This is a genomic window from Streptomyces sp. NPDC039736 (genome assembly GCF_055596485.1).
Map to the genome: position 1 here is coordinate 153980 of NZ_JBVIUQ010000001.1, position 17221 is coordinate 171200.

The 17221-nt window shown below is 72.3% G+C and carries 20 protein-coding genes; 16 read left to right on the forward strand and 4 right to left on the reverse strand.

The window, feature by feature from the left end; genetic code table 11:
• Positions 1–7 precede the first annotated feature (7 nt).
• Positions 8–1177 carry a ferrochelatase gene (locus ACZ56L_RS00635; RefSeq protein ID WP_468683493.1) on the forward strand — a complete coding sequence of 390 codons (1170 nt, stop codon included), beginning with the start codon at positions 8–10 and terminating at the stop codon, positions 1175–1177.
• 171 nt (positions 1178–1348) lie between these two features.
• Positions 1349–2167, forward strand: coding sequence for an inositol monophosphatase family protein (locus tag ACZ56L_RS00640; protein ID WP_345217469.1), 819 nt, complete (start codon positions 1349–1351; stop codon positions 2165–2167).
• Between the two features lie 76 nt (positions 2168–2243).
• On the opposite strand, the gene ACZ56L_RS00645 is transcribed toward ACZ56L_RS00640, so the two are convergent.
• A complete protein-coding gene (locus ACZ56L_RS00645) occupies positions 2244–2414 on the reverse strand; it encodes a hypothetical protein (protein ID WP_345217470.1) in 171 nt (56 codons plus the stop codon).
• Between the two features lie 363 nt (positions 2415–2777).
• Between ACZ56L_RS00645 and ACZ56L_RS00650 the strand changes: the two genes are divergently transcribed.
• The 4 genes from ACZ56L_RS00650 (at position 2778) to ACZ56L_RS00665 (ending at position 6400) form a co-directional block, all read left to right on the forward strand.
• Positions 2778–3431 carry a response regulator transcription factor gene (locus ACZ56L_RS00650; protein WP_185026810.1) on the forward strand — a complete coding sequence of 218 codons (654 nt, stop codon included), beginning with the start codon at positions 2778–2780 and terminating at the stop codon, positions 3429–3431.
• Positions 3432–3438: 7 nt separating this feature from the next.
• Positions 3439–4680: a sensor histidine kinase gene (locus ACZ56L_RS00655; protein WP_345217473.1), complete on the forward strand. Its 1242-nt coding sequence runs from the start codon at positions 3439–3441 to the stop codon at positions 4678–4680.
• A 414-nt stretch (positions 4681–5094) separates the two neighbouring features.
• Entirely contained in the window at positions 5095–5391 is a 297-nt protein-coding gene (locus tag ACZ56L_RS00660; RefSeq protein WP_185026814.1) for a DUF4193 domain-containing protein, read from the forward strand.
• A 13-nt stretch (positions 5392–5404) separates the two neighbouring features.
• A complete protein-coding gene (locus ACZ56L_RS00665; RefSeq protein WP_345217475.1) occupies positions 5405–6400 on the forward strand; it encodes a hypothetical protein in 996 nt (331 codons plus the stop codon).
• Here ACZ56L_RS00665 and ACZ56L_RS00670 read toward each other — a convergent pair.
• Entirely contained in the window at positions 6397–6846 is a 450-nt protein-coding gene (locus tag ACZ56L_RS00670) for a DUF3093 domain-containing protein (protein WP_345217477.1), read from the reverse strand. The two genes, ACZ56L_RS00665 and ACZ56L_RS00670, sit on opposite strands and share 4 nt — an antisense overlap.
• A 58-nt stretch (positions 6847–6904) precedes the next feature.
• On the opposite strand from ACZ56L_RS00670, the gene ACZ56L_RS00675 reads away from it, so the two are divergent.
• From ACZ56L_RS00675 to ACZ56L_RS00720, 10 genes are all read left to right on the forward strand, one after another.
• Positions 6905–7531: a PaaI family thioesterase gene (locus ACZ56L_RS00675; RefSeq protein ID WP_345217480.1), complete on the forward strand. Its 627-nt coding sequence runs from the start codon at positions 6905–6907 to the stop codon at positions 7529–7531.
• Positions 7528–8085, forward strand: a complete 558-nt coding sequence (gene dut / locus ACZ56L_RS00680; protein ID WP_471060041.1) for a dUTP diphosphatase — start codon at positions 7528–7530, stop codon at positions 8083–8085. Before ACZ56L_RS00675 ends, dut begins: the two co-directional genes overlap by 4 nt.
• A gap of 1 nt (position 8086) precedes the next feature.
• Positions 8087–8851 carry a DUF3710 domain-containing protein gene (locus ACZ56L_RS00685; RefSeq protein WP_345217484.1) on the forward strand — a complete coding sequence of 255 codons (765 nt, stop codon included), beginning with the start codon at positions 8087–8089 and terminating at the stop codon, positions 8849–8851.
• Between the two features lie 73 nt (positions 8852–8924).
• A complete protein-coding gene (locus ACZ56L_RS00690; RefSeq protein WP_471060045.1) occupies positions 8925–9158 on the forward strand; it encodes a hypothetical protein in 234 nt (77 codons plus the stop codon).
• Positions 9155–9331, forward strand: a complete 177-nt coding sequence (locus ACZ56L_RS00695) for a hypothetical protein (RefSeq protein ID WP_471060047.1) — start codon at positions 9155–9157, stop codon at positions 9329–9331. The genes ACZ56L_RS00690 and ACZ56L_RS00695 overlap by 4 nt, the downstream gene beginning before the upstream one ends.
• 95 nt (positions 9332–9426) lie before the next feature.
• Positions 9427–10161 carry an ABC transporter ATP-binding protein gene (locus tag ACZ56L_RS00700; RefSeq protein ID WP_345217490.1) on the forward strand — a complete coding sequence of 245 codons (735 nt, stop codon included), beginning with the start codon at positions 9427–9429 and terminating at the stop codon, positions 10159–10161.
• Between the two features lie 797 nt (positions 10162–10958).
• Positions 10959–13502, forward strand: a complete 2544-nt coding sequence (locus ACZ56L_RS00705; RefSeq protein WP_401758165.1) for a DUF4118 domain-containing protein — start codon at positions 10959–10961, stop codon at positions 13500–13502.
• Between the two features lie 52 nt (positions 13503–13554).
• The gene (locus ACZ56L_RS00710; RefSeq protein WP_345217493.1) at positions 13555–14241 is read left to right on the forward strand and encodes a response regulator; all 687 of its coding nucleotides are present in this window, start codon (positions 13555–13557) and stop codon (positions 14239–14241) included.
• A 101-nt stretch (positions 14242–14342) separates the two neighbouring features.
• On the forward strand, positions 14343–14741 hold the full coding sequence (locus ACZ56L_RS00715; RefSeq protein ID WP_345217495.1) for an OB-fold nucleic acid binding domain-containing protein: 399 nt from the start codon (positions 14343–14345) through the stop codon (positions 14739–14741).
• Between the two features lie 63 nt (positions 14742–14804).
• Positions 14805–15527 carry a DUF3159 domain-containing protein gene (locus ACZ56L_RS00720; protein ID WP_471061611.1) on the forward strand — a complete coding sequence of 241 codons (723 nt, stop codon included), beginning with the start codon at positions 14805–14807 and terminating at the stop codon, positions 15525–15527.
• 146 nt (positions 15528–15673) lie between these two features.
• Here ACZ56L_RS00720 and ACZ56L_RS00725 read toward each other — a convergent pair whose 3' ends face one another.
• Both ACZ56L_RS00725 and ACZ56L_RS00730 read right to left on the reverse strand, forming a co-directional pair.
• Positions 15674–16354, reverse strand: a complete 681-nt coding sequence (locus tag ACZ56L_RS00725; protein ID WP_345217497.1) for a potassium channel family protein — start codon at positions 16352–16354, stop codon at positions 15674–15676.
• A complete protein-coding gene (locus ACZ56L_RS00730) occupies positions 16354–17019 on the reverse strand; it encodes a potassium channel family protein (RefSeq protein WP_401758170.1) in 666 nt (221 codons plus the stop codon). Before ACZ56L_RS00730 ends, ACZ56L_RS00725 begins: the two co-directional genes overlap by 1 nt.
• Positions 17020–17221: the final 202 nt, after the last annotated feature.

Sequence of the window (17221 nt, forward strand, 5' to 3'; positions counted from 1 at the left end):
TCGACGTATGCCTGATCAGCCCGATGCGGTCCCCACCGGCACGCTCCTCGCAGCGTCCGACGCGACCCCCTACGACGCCCTGCTGCTGCTCTCCTTCGGCGGTCCCGAGGGTCCCGACGACGTGGTCCCGTTCCTGCAGAACGTGACGCGTGGCCGCGGCATCCCCGAGGAGCGCCTCAAGGAGGTGGGGCAGCACTACTTCCTCTTCGACGGCATCAGCCCGATCAACGAGCAGAACCGTCACCTCCTGGACGCCCTGCGCGAGGACTTCGCCGAGCACGGCCCGGCGGACCTCCCGGTCTACTGGGGCAACCGCAACTGGGCCCCGTACCTGACGGACGCCCTGCGCGAGATCACCCGCGCCGGGCACCGCCGCGTCGCGGTCCTGGCGACCAGCGCGTACGCCTCGTACTCGGGCTGCCGCCAGTACCGCGAGAACCTCGCGGAGTCGATCGAGGCGCTGCGGGCGGAGGGCCTGGAGCCGCCCCGGGTCGACAAGCTCCGGCACTACTTCAACCACCCCGGTTTCGTACGGCCGATGGTCGACGGCGTGCTGAAGTCCCTGGCCGAGCTGCCGCAGGAGCTGCGCCGGGGCGCCCACCTGGCCTTCACCACGCACTCCATCCCGACCGCGGCGGCCGACACCTCCGGCCCGGTGGAGGCGCACGGGGAGGGCGGCGCGTACGTCGCCCAGCACCTGGACGTGGCGCGGCTGATCGCGGACGCGGTGCGGGAGGCGACCGGGGTGGACGACCGGCCCTGGGAGCTGGTCTACCAGTCGCGGTCCGGCGCCCCGCACATCCCGTGGCTGGAGCCGGACATCTGCGACCACCTGGAGGCGCTGCACGGGGCGGGGGCGCCCGCGGTGGTGATGGTGCCGATCGGGTTCGTCTCGGACCACATGGAGGTCCTGTACGACCTGGACACGGAGGCGACGGCGAAGGCGGCGGAGCTGGGGCTGCCGGTCGCCAGGTCGGCGACGGTCGGTGCGGACCCGCGGTTCGCGGCGGCGGTGCGGGAGCTCCTGCTGGAGCGGGCGGCCGCCGAGCGGGGGGCCGCCGTCCGGCCCTGCGCGCTCGGCGCGCTGGGGCCGAGCCATGACCTGTGCCCGGTCGGATGCTGCCCGGCACGGTCGCCGAAGCCCGCGGCTGCCGGGGCGGACAGCCCCTTCGCGTGACGGGGGCCGGGGCGGGGTCCCCTCCCCGCCCCGGCCCCTCCCGCAGGCGCTCGCCGCGCGGCCGCCGGTTCCGTGCGGGTTCGCGGCGGCCGGCCGCGCCCACGCGGCGGAGCCGCACATCGACACAGCCCCGCGCCCCTGACGGGGCGCGGACCGTCCCCTGGGAGAGACGTGAACGACGAGACCTTGAAGACCGAACTTCTCGGGGTCGCCCTGGAGGTGGCCCGGCGGGCCGGGGAGCTGCTGCGCGACGGGCGGCCGGACGACCTCGGGGTGGCGGCGACCAAGTCCAGCTCCGTGGACGTCGTCACCGAGATGGACCTCGCCGCCGAGAAACTGATCACCGGGCTGCTCGCCGAGCGGCGGCCCGAGGACGGCGTGCTGGGGGAGGAGGGCGCCGCGACCGAGGGCAGCAGCGGGGTGCGGTGGGTCGTCGACCCGCTCGACGGCACCGTCAACTACCTGTACGGGCTGCCCACCTGGGCCGTCTCCGTCGCCGCCGAGTACCGGGGCGAGACCCTGGTCGGCGTCGTCGAGGCGCCGATGCGCCGGGAGACGTACCGGGCGGTGCTCGGCGGCGGCGCGTACTGCGACGGGCCCGCCGGAGCGGAGCGGAAGCTCTCCGTCCGCCCTTCCCCCGCCCTCGGTCAGGCGCTGATCGGCACCGGCTTCGGCTACCTCGCCGAGCGCCGCAAGCGGCAGGCGGAGATCGCCGGGCGGCTGATCCCGGGCTTCCGGGACATCCGGCGCGGCGGGTCCGCGGCCGTCGACCTGTGCGACGTCGCCGCCGGACGCCTCGACGGCTACTACGAGCGCGGGCTCAACCCCTGGGACTACGCGGCCGGTGACCTGATCGCCCGGGAGGCGGGCGCCCTGACCGGCGGCCGCCCCGGCGTCCCGGCCTCCCCGGAACTGACGGTCGCCGCGTCCCCGGGCGTCTTCGCCCCGCTCCGGGCCCTGCTGGAGGACCTGGGCGCCTGGCACGACTGACGCGCCGCCCGGCATGACGGAGGGGCCCGTCCCGGTGACGTACCGGAACGGGCCCCTCCGTCCATGGGCGTACCGCCTACGCGGCCATGTCGATCTCCACGCCGTGTTCGGCGGCGAGCTGGTGCAGGTCGTTGAGCTCTTCCTGCTCGACGTCCACGAGGAAGTCGTCGCCGGCCTCCCGGGCCCGGAAGAGGTCCGACTCGGTGTCCTTTATCCGCTTCAGAAGACTGGTGGTGAAAGCGTCCATGGGTGCGCCCCCTCGTCATGGGTCGGTGGCACGGGGGTGTGCCGAGGGTGGTTCGATCACACGCACCCCCGTCGGCATCGGCGCATCCCCTCTGGACCGTCCCGGGGGACTGAGCGGGCTGTGGCGCGCCACATACGGGGCGTGATCGCGGGTGTTTAGACGTCCTCCCCAGAGCCGGTGGAGGAGAAACCTCAACTTCCCCGGGAATCATGGACATCGCGGCCGCGCCGGGGCGTCCGCCACCGTGCCGGGAGTCCCCCGCAAGCCGTCTTACAGCCGGTTTACGGCCGAAACGGGCAGGATGGGGGTCCACACACCCCTGCCCGCGGGACGTATCCGCGGGCACCACAGGAAGGACCCGACGTGCGCGTACTCGTCGTCGAGGACGAGCAGCTGCTCGCCGATGCGGTGGCCACCGGACTGCGCCGGGAGGCCATGGCCGTCGACGTCGTGTACGACGGCGCCGCCGCCCTGGAGCGGATCGGCGTCAACGACTACGACGTCGTGGTCCTGGACCGCGACCTCCCGCTCGTGCACGGCGACGACGTCTGCCGCAAGATCGTCGAACTGGGCATGCCCACCCGCGTCCTGATGCTCACCGCCTCCGGCGACGTCAGCGACCGCGTGGAGGGCCTGGAGATCGGCGCCGACGACTACCTGCCCAAGCCCTTCGCGTTCACCGAGCTGACCGCCCGCGTGCGCGCCCTGGGGCGTCGTACCACCGTCGCGCTGCCGCCCGTGCTGGAGCGCTCCGGCATCAAGCTCGACCCCAACCGGCGCGAGGTCTTCCGCGACGGCCGGGAGATCCAGCTCGCGCCCAAGGAGTTCGCGGTCCTCGAGGTGCTGATGCGCAGCGAGGGCGCGGTGGTCTCCGCGGAGCAGCTCCTGGAGAAGGCGTGGGACGAGAACACCGACCCCTTCACCAACGTCGTACGGGTCACCGTCATGACCCTGCGCCGCAAGCTCGGCGAGCCCCCCGTCATCGTCACGGTGCCCGGCTCGGGCTACCGGATCTGAGGCGGCGGTGAAGACCACGCCCGCCCCACCAGCAGCACCGCCCAAACCCTCCTGGGACCCCCGCCAGCCCGAACCCGCCTTCCCGTGGATCCGCTCCACGATCCGCATACGGCTCACGCTGCTCTACGGCGGCATGTTCCTGATCGCGGGCATCCTGCTGCTGTCGATCATCTACCTGCTGACCGCGCAGGCGCTGCGGGACGGCACGGCCTACCCCGACTTCCAGATCTCGGGTCCGGCCGACCTCACCAGCCACCAGTGCCCGTCCATCGAGCGGGCGCAGAACAACGACCAACTGAACACGCTGCTGCGGGACTGCATGAGCAACCAGCGGCAGAACGCGCTCAACGACCTCCTCAACCGCTCCCTGCTCGCCCTGGTCGGCCTCAGCGTCATCGCCTTCGCCTTCGGGTACGCGATGGCCGGCCGCGTGCTGTCGCCGCTGGGCCGCATCACCCGCACCGCCCGCCGTGTGGCCGGTACGGACCTGACCCGGCGGATCGAGATGGACGGCCCGGACGACGAGCTGAAGGAGCTGGCGGACACCTTCGACGAGATGCTGGACCGGCTGGAGCGCGCCTTCACCGCCCAGCAGCGCTTCGTCGCCAACGCCTCCCACGAGCTGCGCACGCCCCTCGCGATCAACCGGACCCTCCTGGAGGTCCACCTCTCGGACCCCGGGGCCCCGGTGGAGCTCCAGCAGCTCGGCAAGACCCTGCTGGCCACCAACGAGCGCAGCGAGCAGTTGGTGGAGGGCCTGCTGCTGCTGGCCCGCAGCGACAACCAGATCGTCGAGCGCAAGCCCGTCGACATCGCCGAGGTCGCCGCCCGGGCCCTCGACCAGGCCCGCGGCGAGGCCCAGGACAAGGGCGTGGAACTGCGCGGGGAGCGCATGCCCGCGGTGGTCCAGGGCAACGGTGTGCTGCTGGAGCGGATCGCGCTGAACCTCGTCCAGAACGCGGTGCGCTACAACGTGGCCGACAATGGCTGGGTCGAGGTGACGACGGATGTCCAGCACGGACAGGCGGTGCTGGTGGTGTCGAACACGGGTCCAGTGGTTCCCGCGTACGAGATCGACAACCTCTTCGAGCCGTTCAGGAGGCTGCGCACGGAGCGCACGGGCAGCGACAAGGGCGTAGGCCTGGGGCTGTCCATCGCGCGCAGCGTCGCGAGGGCCCACGGAGGCCGTATCATCGCGGAGCCTCGCGAGGGCGGCGGCCTCGTCATGCGCGTGACACTTCCGGTCTGAGTTCCTTCGGGCACGGGGGACGCGACGTCTGGTGAAGCCGTCAATGTGTTCGCTTTAAGCGGAATTTTCGGGATGGAAACCCGGGGGTTCCGTGTGTGATCGATCACAGGTCGCACTTTCCCGCCACTCACTCTCCGTGATCAACAGCCCCTTCGTAAACCGGGAAAAGCCCGGGTTTCCGGGGGGTGGGATCACGGGAAGTACACGAGATGGCACACGGGCGGTGCGACATGCGGACCGTGTACGGTCCCGATCGCCATCCCGGACGATCACTCCACGGAGTGCGTCAGAGGTGTCGATTGAGTAACAGACCTTGATGTGAGGCAAAATCTCCGCCTCAGGTCGGGCACAAGTCCGGCCTCTCACGCGTTACCGCGCTGGAGACACCGCAACCACCCAGAGGGGGAGAGCGACATGGCAACGGATTACGACACCCCACGTAAGACCGATGACGACCTCAACGAGGACAGCATCGAAGAACTCAAGGCGCGGCGGAACGACAAGTCGAACACGACCGTCGACGTCGACGAGTTCGAGCAGGCTGAAGGCCTGGAGCTGCCCGGCGCGGACCTTTCCAACGAGGAACTGTCCGTCCGCGTGCTGCCCCGTCAGGCCGACGAGTTCACCTGCATGAGCTGCTTCCTGGTCCACCACCGCAGTCAGCTGGCCCGCGAGAAGAACGGCCAGCCGATCTGCCGCGACTGCGACTAGGACGGGGCCGGCCGTGACTGGCGCGACACCGTTCAGGAAGCGGCCTTTCCGGCGCAAGAAGGCGTCGGAGGCACAACCGGGCGGCACCGGCCCGACGGACGCCACGCAGGCGTCCGCCGAGTCCTCCGCCCTCGTGCCGTCCTCCGCCGGGGAATCCCCCGACGCGGACGGCGCACCCGGAGAAGCCGCCGGCGTACAGAGCGGCGGGCAGGACCTCGCGGTCCCGCCCGGCGGTTCGAAGGGGTCCGTGACCGGGACCCGGCGCCTGGCGGCTCTCAAAAAGGGCGTTCCCACGCTCAAGAAGGGCGTCCCCGCCCTCCGGCAGGGCGTCCGCAAGGGCGGCGAAGGCGCGAAGGCCGCCCTCGCCCACCTCACCGACCGCGTCATCGACAGCGCCCCGCGCGTGCCCGTGCGCGACCTCGCGACCCTGCGCAAGCAGTTCCCGGGGCTCACCCCCGAGCAGCTCGCCGACAAGCTCGTCGCGGGCGCCGCCAACGGCACCTCCACCGTGGGCGCGGGCGTCGGCGCGGCCGCCATGATGCCCGTGCCGCCCGCCATGCCGGCGGAGCTGGCCGCCGAGATCACCGGCGTCGCCGCGATCGAGCTCAAGCTCATCGCGGAACTCCACGAGGTCTACGGACAGCGCCCGCCCGGCAACCTCAAGCAGCGCACCATCGCCTACCTGGGCTCCTGGGCCGAGGAGCGCGGCGTCGACGTCACCAAGCCCACCACGCTGAACGCGGCGCTCGGCGGACAGATGAAGCGCGAGCTGCGCCAGCAGATCATGAAGCGCATGGTGCGCAACCTGCCGAACCTGATGCCGTTCATGGTCGGCGCCGCCGTCGGAGCGGTCATGAACCGCCGCGACACCAAGAAGCTCGCCGAGCACATCCGCAAGGACCTGCGCACCCGCCAGGTCCCCTGGGACGCGCTGCCCGAGCTGCCGCCCCTGGACCACGCGCGCGAGCTGCGGGAGCTGGAGGCGGACCGCAAGGAGCCGGAGGACTAGCCCGCGGTGCGGGCGGCCGCCAGCACGTCCGCCAGGGCCTGCGGGTGACGGGTGGAGAGGTAGGCGTACGGAGTCGGATCGTCCGGATCGGTGACCGGAATCCGTACCGCCGTCGGAATGTAGCTGCGCAGCAGCATGAAGGCGCGCAGGTCCGCCTTGTGCGTGCGCCAGGCGCGCGCCTCCTCGGCGTCCAGGACCTCGGCGTCGCCCAGCGCGGACACCGGGATCCGGGCGTCGCCCGCCACCAGCGAGCCCGCCACCACCCTGATCCGCACCGATCCGTAACTGCTGACCAGGGCGCCCGTCAGCAGGATGCCGGCGACCACCGCGCCCAGCATCGGCAACGTGCCCAGCGGCAGCAGCATCAGCCCGCACGCGATGCCCACCAGCACGGTGATGAACCACCAGGAGCGGGGCGCGGTCAGGCGTTCTTCGTAGGACTGCATACCGCTTAGCTTGGCACGGCGCGACCTGCGTATCCGTACGCGGGTAAGGTCTGCGCCTGTGAGTACTGACAACCCCCGGGAGGCCGCTCCCGGACGCCCGGCCGCCTCCCCGGCCCTGACGCCCCCGGCCGACGCCACGGCCCCCCTCCGCCACCCCGACGCCCCGGCCCCCGGCGAGCTGCTCGGCGCGCACTACGGGCACTGCTTCGGGTGCGGCGAGGGCCAGCCGCACGGGCTGCACCTGGCGGCGCGCGCGGGCGAGGGTCCCGGCGTGCGGGTCAGCGCGGAATTCACCGTCAAGCCCGCCCACCAGGGCGCCCCCGGCCTCGCGCACGGCGGCGTACTGGCCACCGCGCTGGACGAGACGCTCGGGTCGTTGCAGTGGCTGCTGCGGGTCATCGCGGTGACGGGACGGCTGGAGACCGATTTCGTACGTCCCGTACCGGTCGGCACGGTCCTGCACCTGGACGCCGAGGTGACCGCCGTGCACGGCCGCAAGATCTACTCCACGGCGACCGGACGGATCGGCGGCCCGGACGGGCCCGTCGCGGTCCGCGCGGACGCCCTCTTCATCGAAGTCAAGGTCGACCACTTCATCGACAACGGCCGTCCGGAGGAGATCCGGGCGGCCATGGCCGACCCCGATCAGATCAGGCGCGCCCGCGCCTTCGAGGTGAACCCGTGAGCCGTAACCCCGTGGACGTGCTGATCCGGCGCGTGGACCCGGAAGTTCCCCTTCCGGAATACGGACACCCCGGCGACGCCGGGGCCGACCTGGTCACCACCGAGGCCTGTGACCTGGCCCCCGGCGAGCGGGCCGTGCTGCCCACCGGTGTCTCCGTCGCGCTGCCCGACGGGTACGCCGCGTTCGTGCACCCCCGCTCCGGGCTCGCCGCCCGCTGCGGTCTGGCGCTCGTGAATGCCCCGGGGACGGTGGACGCCGGGTACCGTGGGGAGATCAAGGTGATCGTGGTCAACCTGGACCCGCGCGAGAGCGTGCGGTTCGAGCGTTTCGACCGGATCGCCCAACTGGTCGTCCAGCAGGTCGAGAAGGTCCGCTTCCACGAGGTCGCGGAACTCCCCGGCTCGGCGCGGGCCGAAGGGGGCTTCGGGTCCACCGGCGGTCACGCCGCGGTGGGCGCCCGGACGGGCGGCCCGGCGAGCGGCACGGGTGACACGGGTGCCTCCATGGACGGGAACTCCTACGCTTCGGTCGTTGCCGACCGGGAAGGACAGTGACGTGTTCGGACGTCGCAAGAAGAGCGAATCCGCCGAGGACGAGGCGGGCGTGACCGAGCAGGTCGCCGAAGAGGTCGAGGCCGAAGAGGACGGGGCGGGCGAGGGGCGGCGCGTCAACCTGCCGCCGGCCCCCCGTCCCGACGGCCCCTGGGACGTCTCCGAGGTCTCCTCGCCCGGCGAGGGCCGGGTCGACCTGGGCGGCATCTTCGTGCCCGGCGTCGAGGGCATGGAACTGCGCGTCGAGGTCGCGGGCGACGCGATCGTGGCCGCGACCGTCGTCCTGCGCGACAGCGCCGTGCAGTTGCAGGCCTTCGCCGCGCCCAAGAAGGAGGGCATCTGGGGCGAGGTCCGCGAGGAGATCGCCACCGGCATCACCTCCCAGGGCGGCCACATCGACGAGGTCGAGGGCCCGCTCGGCTGGGAGCTGCGCGCGCAGGTCCCCGTCCAGCTCCCGGACGGCAACAGCGGTGTGCAGTTGGTGCGTTTCGTCGGCGTCGACGGGCCCCGCTGGTTCCTGCGCGGAGTGATCTCCGGGCAGGGCGCGGTGCAGCCCGAGGCCGCGGGCGTGCTGGAGCAGATCTTCCTGGACACCGTGGTCGTCCGGGGCGAGGGGCCGATGGCTCCCCGCGACCCGATCGTCCTGAAGCTGCCCGACGACGCGCAGATGGTCGCCGAGGGCGTCCAGCAGGAGGAGCAGGCGGAGTCCCGCTTCTCCGGCGGCATGGGGCAGTTGCAGCGGGGGCCGGAGATCACCGAGGTGCGCTGAGCCTTCCTTTCGTCCGTACGGCCGGTGGCCCGCATTCCCGCAAGGGGTGCGGGCCACCGGCCGTTCAGCCGCCATGATCGGCGGCGGCGCGCCCGGGCTCCTGCTGCCCCGGCTGCTCGGCGACGCCCTGGACCTGCGGGGCTTCACCGGCGGCCTGCTCGACCCCGTACCGCGCATCGACCACGCGGCCACCGCCGTCCTGGGCGGCGGGTTCCTGCTGCTGGTGGCGGCGGCCGTGGCCGTGGAGACCGCGCTCGCCGGACGCCGCAAGCTGGGTGCCGTACTGCGACTGGGAGAACAGACGTGACCGGTACGCCCGGTGAGCTGTTCGCCGTGCTCGACCGGGTGGGGCGCCTGCAACTGCCGCGCGAGCACATCGAGCGGTACGGGCTGCGCGGCCGGGTGCGCCTGAGCTCCGAGACCGACCACGTCGGGGTGTGGGCGGGCCGCACGAAACCACCTTCCGATCAAGGAGGTTGAGCGGCGGCGGGGCCGCTGTCGGACCCATGGGCGACAATGGGCGCACGGACAGCAGTACGAGTGTCAGCGGTAGGTACGAGCGGGGGACGCGGACGATGACCGACAGCACACAGACCACGACCGGTACGGGGGCGGGCACGGCACTGGCGGAGGACCCCATGGTCCGCGTGCGGGACCTGCACCGGTCCTTCGGCTCCGGAGCCGCCGCCGTGCACGCCCTGCGCGGCGTCTCCTTCGACGTCCCGCGCGGTGAACTGGTCGCGCTCAAGGGCCGGTCGGGCTCCGGCAAGACCACCCTGCTCAACCTCGTCGGCGGCCTCGACAAGGCGGACGGCGGCAGCATCGTCGTCGACGGCACCGACATCGGCTCCCTCGGCGAGAACGGCCTCCTGGAGATGCGCCGCGACCGCGTCGGCTTCGTCTTCCAGTCCTTCGGCCTGATCCCCATCCTCAGCGCCGCCGAGAACGTCGGGGTGCCGCTGCGGCTGCGCAAGACCGACCCCAAGGAGCGCGAGGAGCGGGTGGCGCTGCTGCTCTCCCTGGTCGGGCTCGCCGACCACGCCGCGCAGCGCCCCACCGAGCTCTCCGGCGGCCAGCAGCAGCGCGTCGCCATCGCCCGCGCGCTCGCCAACCGGCCCGCCCTGCTGATCGCCGACGAGCCCACCGGCCAGCTCGACGCGGAGACCGGCCTCGCGGTCATGGAGCTCCTGCGGGCGGTGGTCCGCAGCGAGAGGGTGACGGCGCTGGTGGCCACCCACGACGCCCAGCTGCTCGGCTTCGCGGACCGGGTGCTGGAGCTGCGTGACGGCCGCATGATCGAGACCGACTGAACGGAACTGAACGGAACGGGCTGTGCCGCGTCGCGGGCCCTCTTCACGGCGGGCCCCGAGGCACTTCCGCCACGTCACGGGCGCTCTCAGGGACGGTCCCCGCGGCTGCTTCGCCGTGTCGCGGGCCCGCGCTCACGGTGGACCCCGAGCGCACCACCGGCCCCCGTGTCCGGGCAACCACCGGCCCGGGCTTTGACGTCCCCGGTGCCGCCCCCCGGTGGCGGCCGGTCATGCTCCTTCCGGTGGCCGCCGGTCCCGGGCCCTGGCAGCCGCCGGTCCCGCCTCTTCGGCGGTCGCCGGTCCCAGGCTTCGGCGTTCCGGGCCCCGCCCCCTCGGCGGCAGCCGGTCCTGGGTCTTGACGGCCACCGGTTCCTCGATGGCAGCCGGCCCCGGGGCTTGACGGCCACCGGTCCCGCTTCCCCCCCGGATGGCCGCCGGTCCCGGACTTACGCGTCCGCCGGTCCCGCCCCTCGGTGTGCACCGGGTTTTCCCCTGCTGGCCGCCGGGCCCCTGATCCGGCCTTCGGCGGGCCCGCTCCCGTAGTCGTCGTCCCGCCTCCCGGGTCGGCCGGGTCGGCCGGGTCGGCTCCCAGCCCCCGCCCGCGCCCCCGCACCCTCCCACCCCGCCCCCCAGCGCCCCCGCATCAGAATCCCGTCAAAGCACCCCTCCCGCCTGCACCCTGTCCGAAACGCCCCCTTCGCTGGCCTTAAGGTCGACAGCAGCGCACGCAGCCGCGACGGGGTTCACCGAGCCGCTCGCCCCAGCGCGCACCGCTGCTTTCGGAAGACAATGAGGCCATGGGACGCGGGACACTCCGGATCTACCTCGGTGCGGCACCGGGCGTCGGCAAGACCTACGCCATGCTCTCCGAGGCCCACCGACGCGTGGAGCGCGGCACCGACTGCGTCGTCGCCTTCGTCGAGCACCACGGCCGCCCCCGCACCGAGGTCATGCTGCACGGCCTCGAAGAGGTGCCCCGCCGCACGATCGAGTACCGCGGCGCCCGCTTCACCGAGATGGACGTCGACGCCGTCCTGGCACGCGACCCCGCCGTCGCCCTCGTCGACGAACTGCCGCACACCAACGTCCCCGGCTCCCGCCACGCCAAGCGCTGGCAGGACGTCGAAGTCCTCCTGCAGGCCGGCATCGACGTCATATCGACCGTCAACATCCAGCATCTGGAGTCGCTGGGCGACGTCGTGGAGTCGATAACCGGCGTGCGCCAGCGCGAGACCGTCCCCGACGAGGTGGTCCGCCGGGCCGACCAGATCGAACTGGTCGACATGTCGCCGCAGGCCCTGCGCCGCCGCATGGCGCACGGCAACATCTACCAGTCCGACAAGATCGACGCCTCCCTCTCCAACTACTTCCGCCCCGGCAACCTCACCGCCCTGCGCGAGCTGGCCCTCCTGTGGGTCGCCGACCGGGTCGACGAGTACCTCCAGCAGTACCGGGGCGAGCACAACATCCGCTCCACCTGGCAGGCCCGCGAACGCATCGTCGTCGGCCTCACCGGCGGCCCCGAGGGCCGCACCCTCATACGCCGGGCGTCCCGGATGGCCGCCAAGGGCTCCGGCAGCGAGATCCTCGCCGTCTACGTCGCCCGCAGCGACGGCCTCACCGCCGCCTCCCCCAAGGAGCTGGCCGTCCAGCGCACCCTCGTCGAGGACCTGGGCGGCAGCTTCCACCACGTCATAGGCGACGACATACCCAGCTCCCTGCTGGAGTTCGCCCGGGGCGTCAACGCCACCCAGATCGTGCTCGGCTCCTCCCGCCGCAAGACCTGGCAGTACATCCTGGGCCCCGGCGTCGGCCAGACCGTCGCCCGCGAGTCCGGCCCCGACCTCGACGTCCACATCGTCACCCACGAGGAGGCCGCCAAGGGCCGCGGCCTGCCCGTCGCCCGCGGCGCCCGGCTCGGCGGCACCCGCATCCTCGCAGGCTGGCTGGTCGGCGTGATCGGCCCGGTCCTGATGACCTTCCTGCTCAACAGCATCAGCAACGCCCCCGGCCTCGCCAACGACGTCCTGCTCTACCTCTTCCTCACCGTCGTCGCCGCCCTCCTCGGCGGCCTGCTGCCCGCCCTCGCCGCGGCCGCCGCCGGCTCCCTGCTCCTGAACTACTTCTTCACCCCGCCCACCCGCACCCTCACCATCGACGACCCCAAGAACATCGTCGCCATCATCATCTTCTTCGCGGTCGGCGTCTCCGTGGCCTCCGTCGTCGACCTGGCGGCGCGCCGCACCCACCAGGCCGCCCGGCTGCGCGCCGAGTCGGAGATCCTGTCCTTCCTCGCGGGCAGCGTCCTGCGCGGCGAGACCACCCTCGACGCCCTCCTGGAGCGGGTCCGGGAGACCTTCGCGATGGAGTCCGTGGCCCTGCTGGAGCGGGCCGGCGACGTCGAGCCGTGGACCTGCGCGGGCAGCCTGGGCCCGAATCCGGCCGAACGCCCCGAGGACGCCGACGTGGACATGCCGGTCGGCGACCACATGGCGCTCGCCCTGTCGGGGCGCCCGCTGCCCGCCGAGGACCGCCGCGTTCTCGCCGCGTTCGCCGCCCAGGCCGCCGTCGTACTGGACCGCCAGCGCCTGGTCGGCGAGGCCGAGGAGGCCCGCCGGCTGGCCGAGGGCAACCGGATACGCACCGCCCTCCTCGCCGCCGTCAGCCACGACCTGCGTACCCCCCTCGCCTCCATCAAGGCCGCCGTCACCTCCCTGCGCAGCGACGACGTGTCCTGGTCCGACGACGACGAGGCGGAACTCCTCGCCGGCATCGAGGAGGGCGCCGACCGGCTCGACCACCTCGTCGGCAACCTCCTGGACATGTCCCGCCTCCAGACCGGCACCGTCACCCCGCTCATCCGCGTCACCGACCTGGACGAGGTCATCCCCATGGCGCTGGTCGGCGTCCCCGACGACAGCGTCCAGCTCGACATCCCCGAAACCCTCCCGATGGTCGCCGTCGACCGGGGCCTCCTGGAGCGGGCCGCCGCGAACATCGTCGAGAACGCCGTCAAGTACAGCCCGCCGGGCGTCCCCGTCGCCGTCGCCGCCAGCGCGCTCGGCGACCGCGTCGAGGTCCGCGTCACCGACCGCGGCCCCGGCGTCCCCGACGACAGCAAGGGCCGCATCTTCGAACCCTTCCAGCGGTACGGGGACGCCCCCCGCGGCGCCGGAGTCGGCCTCGGCCTCGCGGTCGCCCGGGGCTTCGTCGAGGCCATGGGCGGCACCCTCACCGCCGAGGACACCCCCGGCGGCGGCATGACCATGGTGCTCACCCTCAAGGTCGCGCCCGGCCAGGCCCCGGTCCGCCCGGACTTCCCGGCGCAGGTCCTGTCATGACCGCAACCCCGCACCACTCCCCGAATGACCCGACAGCAGTGAGGAAGAACCCATGACCCGGGTGCTCGTGGTCGACGACGAGCCGCAGATCGTCCGCGCGCTCGTGATCAACCTGAAGGCGCGCAAGTACGAGGTCGACGCGGCCGCCGACGGGGCCGCCGCCCTCCAGCTCGCCGCCGCCCGCCACCCCGACGTGGTGGTGCTCGACCTCGGCCTGCCCGACATGGACGGCGTCGACGTCATCAAGGGGCTGCGCGGCTGGACCCGGGTGCCGATCCTGGTGCTCTCCGCCCGGCACACCTCCGACGAGAAGGTCGAGGCCCTCGACGCGGGCGCCGACGACTACGTCACCAAGCCCTTCGGCATGGACGAGCTGCTGGCCCGCCTGCGCGCCGCCGTCCGCAGGGCGGAACCCGTCGGCGCCGCCGAGGAGGGCGACGTCATCATCGAGACGGAGGGCTTCACCGTCGACCTCGCCGCGAAGAAGGTGCACCGGGAGGGCCGCGACGTACGCCTCACGCCCACCGAGTGGCACCTCCTGGAAGTACTGGTGCGCAACACCGGCCGGCTGGTCAGCCAGAAGCAGCTCCTCCAGGAGGTCTGGGGTCCCTCGTACGGCACCGAGACCAACTACCTGCGGGTCTACATGGCCCAGCTCCGCCGCAAGCTGGAGGCGGACCCGGCGCATCCGCGGCACTTCATCACCGAACCGGGGATGGGGTACCGCTTCGAGCGGTAGCCACGGGACCTCGTGCCCGGCGCGACCGGGACCGGCGGCCCGGGGAAGATCGTGACTACGGCGGGTGACCCCGCGGGCCCCGACCCCGGTACGCTTCCGGTATGAGTGCCGTACCTCGTCCCGAGAAGCAGACCGGGCGGTTCCGCAGGATGCTCGACCGGCTGTCCAGCTCCCAGGAGGACCTGCACTGCACGGAGCTCCAGGAGGACACCCACGCCGTCGGCTGCACCCCCATATCGGCCTGCGACGACCGGCAGGTCGTCAAGGTGACCGGTACGCTGCGCACGGTCACCCTGCGTCCGCGCGCCGGTGTGCCCGCCCTGGAGGCGGAGCTGTTCGACGGCACCGCGCCCCTGGACGTGGTCTGGCTGGGCCGCCGCTCCATCGCGGGCATAGAGCCCGGCCGCAAGCTCATCGCCTCCGGCCGGATCTCCATGAGCCATGGCCGCCGCGTGCTCTTCAACCCCAAATACGAACTCCGACCGCTCGGACAGGAGTAGCCGGTGACGTCCTTCGACAAGCCGACCGCACCCCGCCATCCCGACCCCGCCGCACAGCCGTACGTGGTCCCCGAGGACGCGCCCCGGCAGGAGCCCGCGGACCGGGCCGTCACCGAGGCGGCCCTCTTCGACGCCTTCGGCGGCGTGCGCGGCATGGTGGAGACGGTCCTGCCCGGCCTGTTGTTCGTGACCATCTTCACGATCAACAAGAACCTCCAGGTCTCGGCGATCGCGGCCGCCGCGGTCTCGCTGCTGCTGGTCGTCGTCCGGCTGGTCCGCAAGGACACCGTGAAGCACGCCTTCAGCGGCGTCTTCGGAGTCGCCTTCGGCATCGCCTTCGCGCTGATCACGGGCAACGCCAAGGACTTCATGCTGCCCGGCATGCTCTACACGCTGGGCCTCTCGCTGGCGTACCTGATCTCGGCCGCGGCGGGCTTCCCCCTGATCGGCCTGATGCTGGGCCCGGTCTTCAAGGAGAACCTCTCCTGGCGCACCCGCAACCCCGGTCGCAAGAAGGCGTACACCAAGGCCAGTTACGCCTGGGGCGTCATCCTGCTCACCAAGTGCGCGATCCTCTTCCCGCTGTACTGGTGGGCCGACACCACCAAGTTCGGCTGGGTGGCCATCGCGCTGAAGATCCCGCCGTTCCTGCTGGCGGTCTGGCTGACCTGGATCTTCCTGGCGAAGGCCCCGGCGCCCATCGACGTGTTCGCGGAGATGGAGGCCGAGGAGAAGGCCGAGGAGGCCCGGAAGGCGGCCGCCACGGCCCAGCGCCGCGAGGCCTGAGGCCCCGGGACACCCCGAAGGGGGCGCCGCGCACCGGTGGGTGCGGGGCGCCCCCTTCGGCGTACGCCGAGAACGCGACGTACGGGACCGGCCCCCGGCCCCTCGGTCGCGCCCTGGACGCGAAGAGCGCGGGGTACGACCGGCCCTCAGCCCTTCGGCGCGCCCTCCCGGCGCACCGAGAGCAGGTCCTCCAACTGCTCCTCGCGTGCCTGGGCCGCCACGAAGAGCAGCTCGTCACCCGGCTCCAGGGTCTCCTCCGGCGTCGGCGTGAGCACCCGCGTGCCGCGGATGATCGTCACCAGCGAGGTGTCCACCGGCCACTCCACCTCGGAGATCTGGGTGCCCGCCAGCGCCGACTCCGGCGGCAGCGTCAGCTCGACCAGGTTGGCGTCGCCGTGGCTGAAGCGCATCAGCCGTACGAGATCGCCGACGCTCACCGCCTCCTCGACCAGGGCCGACATCAGACGGGGCGTGGACACGGCCACGTCCACGCCCCAGGACTCGTTGAACAGCCACTCGTTCTTCGGGTTGTTCACCCGGGCCACCACCCGCGGCACCCCGTACTCGGTCTTGGCGAGCAGGGAGACGACCAGGTTGACCTTGTCGTCGCCGGTCGCCGCGATGACGACGTTGCAGCGCTGGAGCGCCGCCTCGTCCAGTGAGGTGATCTCACAGGCGTCGGCCAGCAGCCACTCCGCCATCGGCACCCGCTCCACCGAGATGGCGGTGGGCGCCTTGTCGACGAGCAGCACCTCGTGCCCGTTCTCCAGCAGCTCGCCCGCGATGGAACGCCCCACCGCGCCGGCCCCGGCAATCGCGACCCTCATCAGTGACCTTCCTCGGGGCCGAGCGAGCAGGCCGCCTCGACCTTCTCGATCTCGTCCGTGCGCATCATCACGTGCACGAGGTCGCCCTCCTGCAACACCGTCTGGGAAGTGGGCAGCACCGCTTCGCCCAGCCGGGTGAGGAACGCGACGCGCACGCCGGTCTCCTCCTGCAACTTGCTGATCTTGTGCCCGATCCAGGCGGGGGAGGTGTGCACCTCGGCGAGCTGCACACCGCCGCTCGGGTCCCGCCACAGCGGCTCCGCGCCCGAGGGCAGCAGCCTGCGCAGCATCTGGTCGGCGGTCCACCGGACCGTGGCGACCGTCGGGATGCCCAGCCGCTGGTAGACCTCGGCCCGGCGCGGGTCGTAGATGCGGGCCGCGACGTTCTCGATGGCGAACATCTCGCGGGCGACCCGCGCCGCGATGATGTTCGAGTTGTCGCCGCTGCTGACGGCCGCGAACGCGCCGGCGTCCTCGATGCCCGCCTCGCGGAGGGTGTCCTGGTCGAAACCGACCCCGGTGACCCGGCGGCCGCCGAACCCGGAACCCAGACGGCGGAAGGCCGTGGGGTCCTGGTCGATCACGGCGACCGTGTGCCCCTGCTGCTCCAGAGTCTGCGCGAGAGCGGCTCCCACTCGCCCGCAGCCCATGATGACGACGTGCACGTCCGTCCTTCCGCCCGTTAAGAGTCCATCAATTGTTTCGTGTGTTTTTCGTCCGGCTCACAAGAGTCGCAGACAGCCGCCAAAGCTACACACGCGCGGTGTGCCGCGGGGACCCCCGGTCAGAGCCGGGTCGCCGATGTTCAAGGTCCGGTAAAGGAGCTTTGGGAGATTCCGGGGGGCCCGGCGATGGCGGGTGGGCCAC

Excerpts from the sequence above, each read along its gene's own strand:
- ACZ56L_RS00635 (WP_468683493.1), top strand. The coding sequence starts at position 8 with ATGCCTGATCAGCCCGATGCGGTCCCCACCGGCACGCTCCTCGCAGCG.
- ACZ56L_RS00645 (WP_345217470.1), bottom strand. The coding sequence starts at position 2,414 with ATGGACGCTTTCACCACCAGTCTTCTGAAGCGGATAAAGGACACCGAG.
- ACZ56L_RS00660 (WP_185026814.1), top strand. The coding sequence starts at position 5,095 with ATGGCAACGGATTACGACACCCCACGTAAGACCGATGACGACCTCAAC.
- ACZ56L_RS00670 (WP_345217477.1), bottom strand. The coding sequence starts at position 6,846 with ATGCAGTCCTACGAAGAACGCCTGACCGCGCCCCGCTCCTGGTGGTTC.
- ACZ56L_RS00690 (WP_471060045.1), top strand. The coding sequence starts at position 8,925 with ATGATCGGCGGCGGCGCGCCCGGGCTCCTGCTGCCCCGGCTGCTCGGC.
- ACZ56L_RS00700 (WP_345217490.1), top strand. The coding sequence starts at position 9,427 with ATGACCGACAGCACACAGACCACGACCGGTACGGGGGCGGGCACGGCA.
- ACZ56L_RS00705 (WP_401758165.1), top strand. The coding sequence starts at position 10,959 with ATGGGACGCGGGACACTCCGGATCTACCTCGGTGCGGCACCGGGCGTC.
- ACZ56L_RS00710 (WP_345217493.1), top strand. The coding sequence starts at position 13,555 with ATGACCCGGGTGCTCGTGGTCGACGACGAGCCGCAGATCGTCCGCGCG.
- ACZ56L_RS00715 (WP_345217495.1), top strand. The coding sequence starts at position 14,343 with ATGAGTGCCGTACCTCGTCCCGAGAAGCAGACCGGGCGGTTCCGCAGG.
- ACZ56L_RS00725 (WP_345217497.1), bottom strand. The coding sequence starts at position 16,354 with ATGAGGGTCGCGATTGCCGGGGCCGGCGCGGTGGGGCGTTCCATCGCG.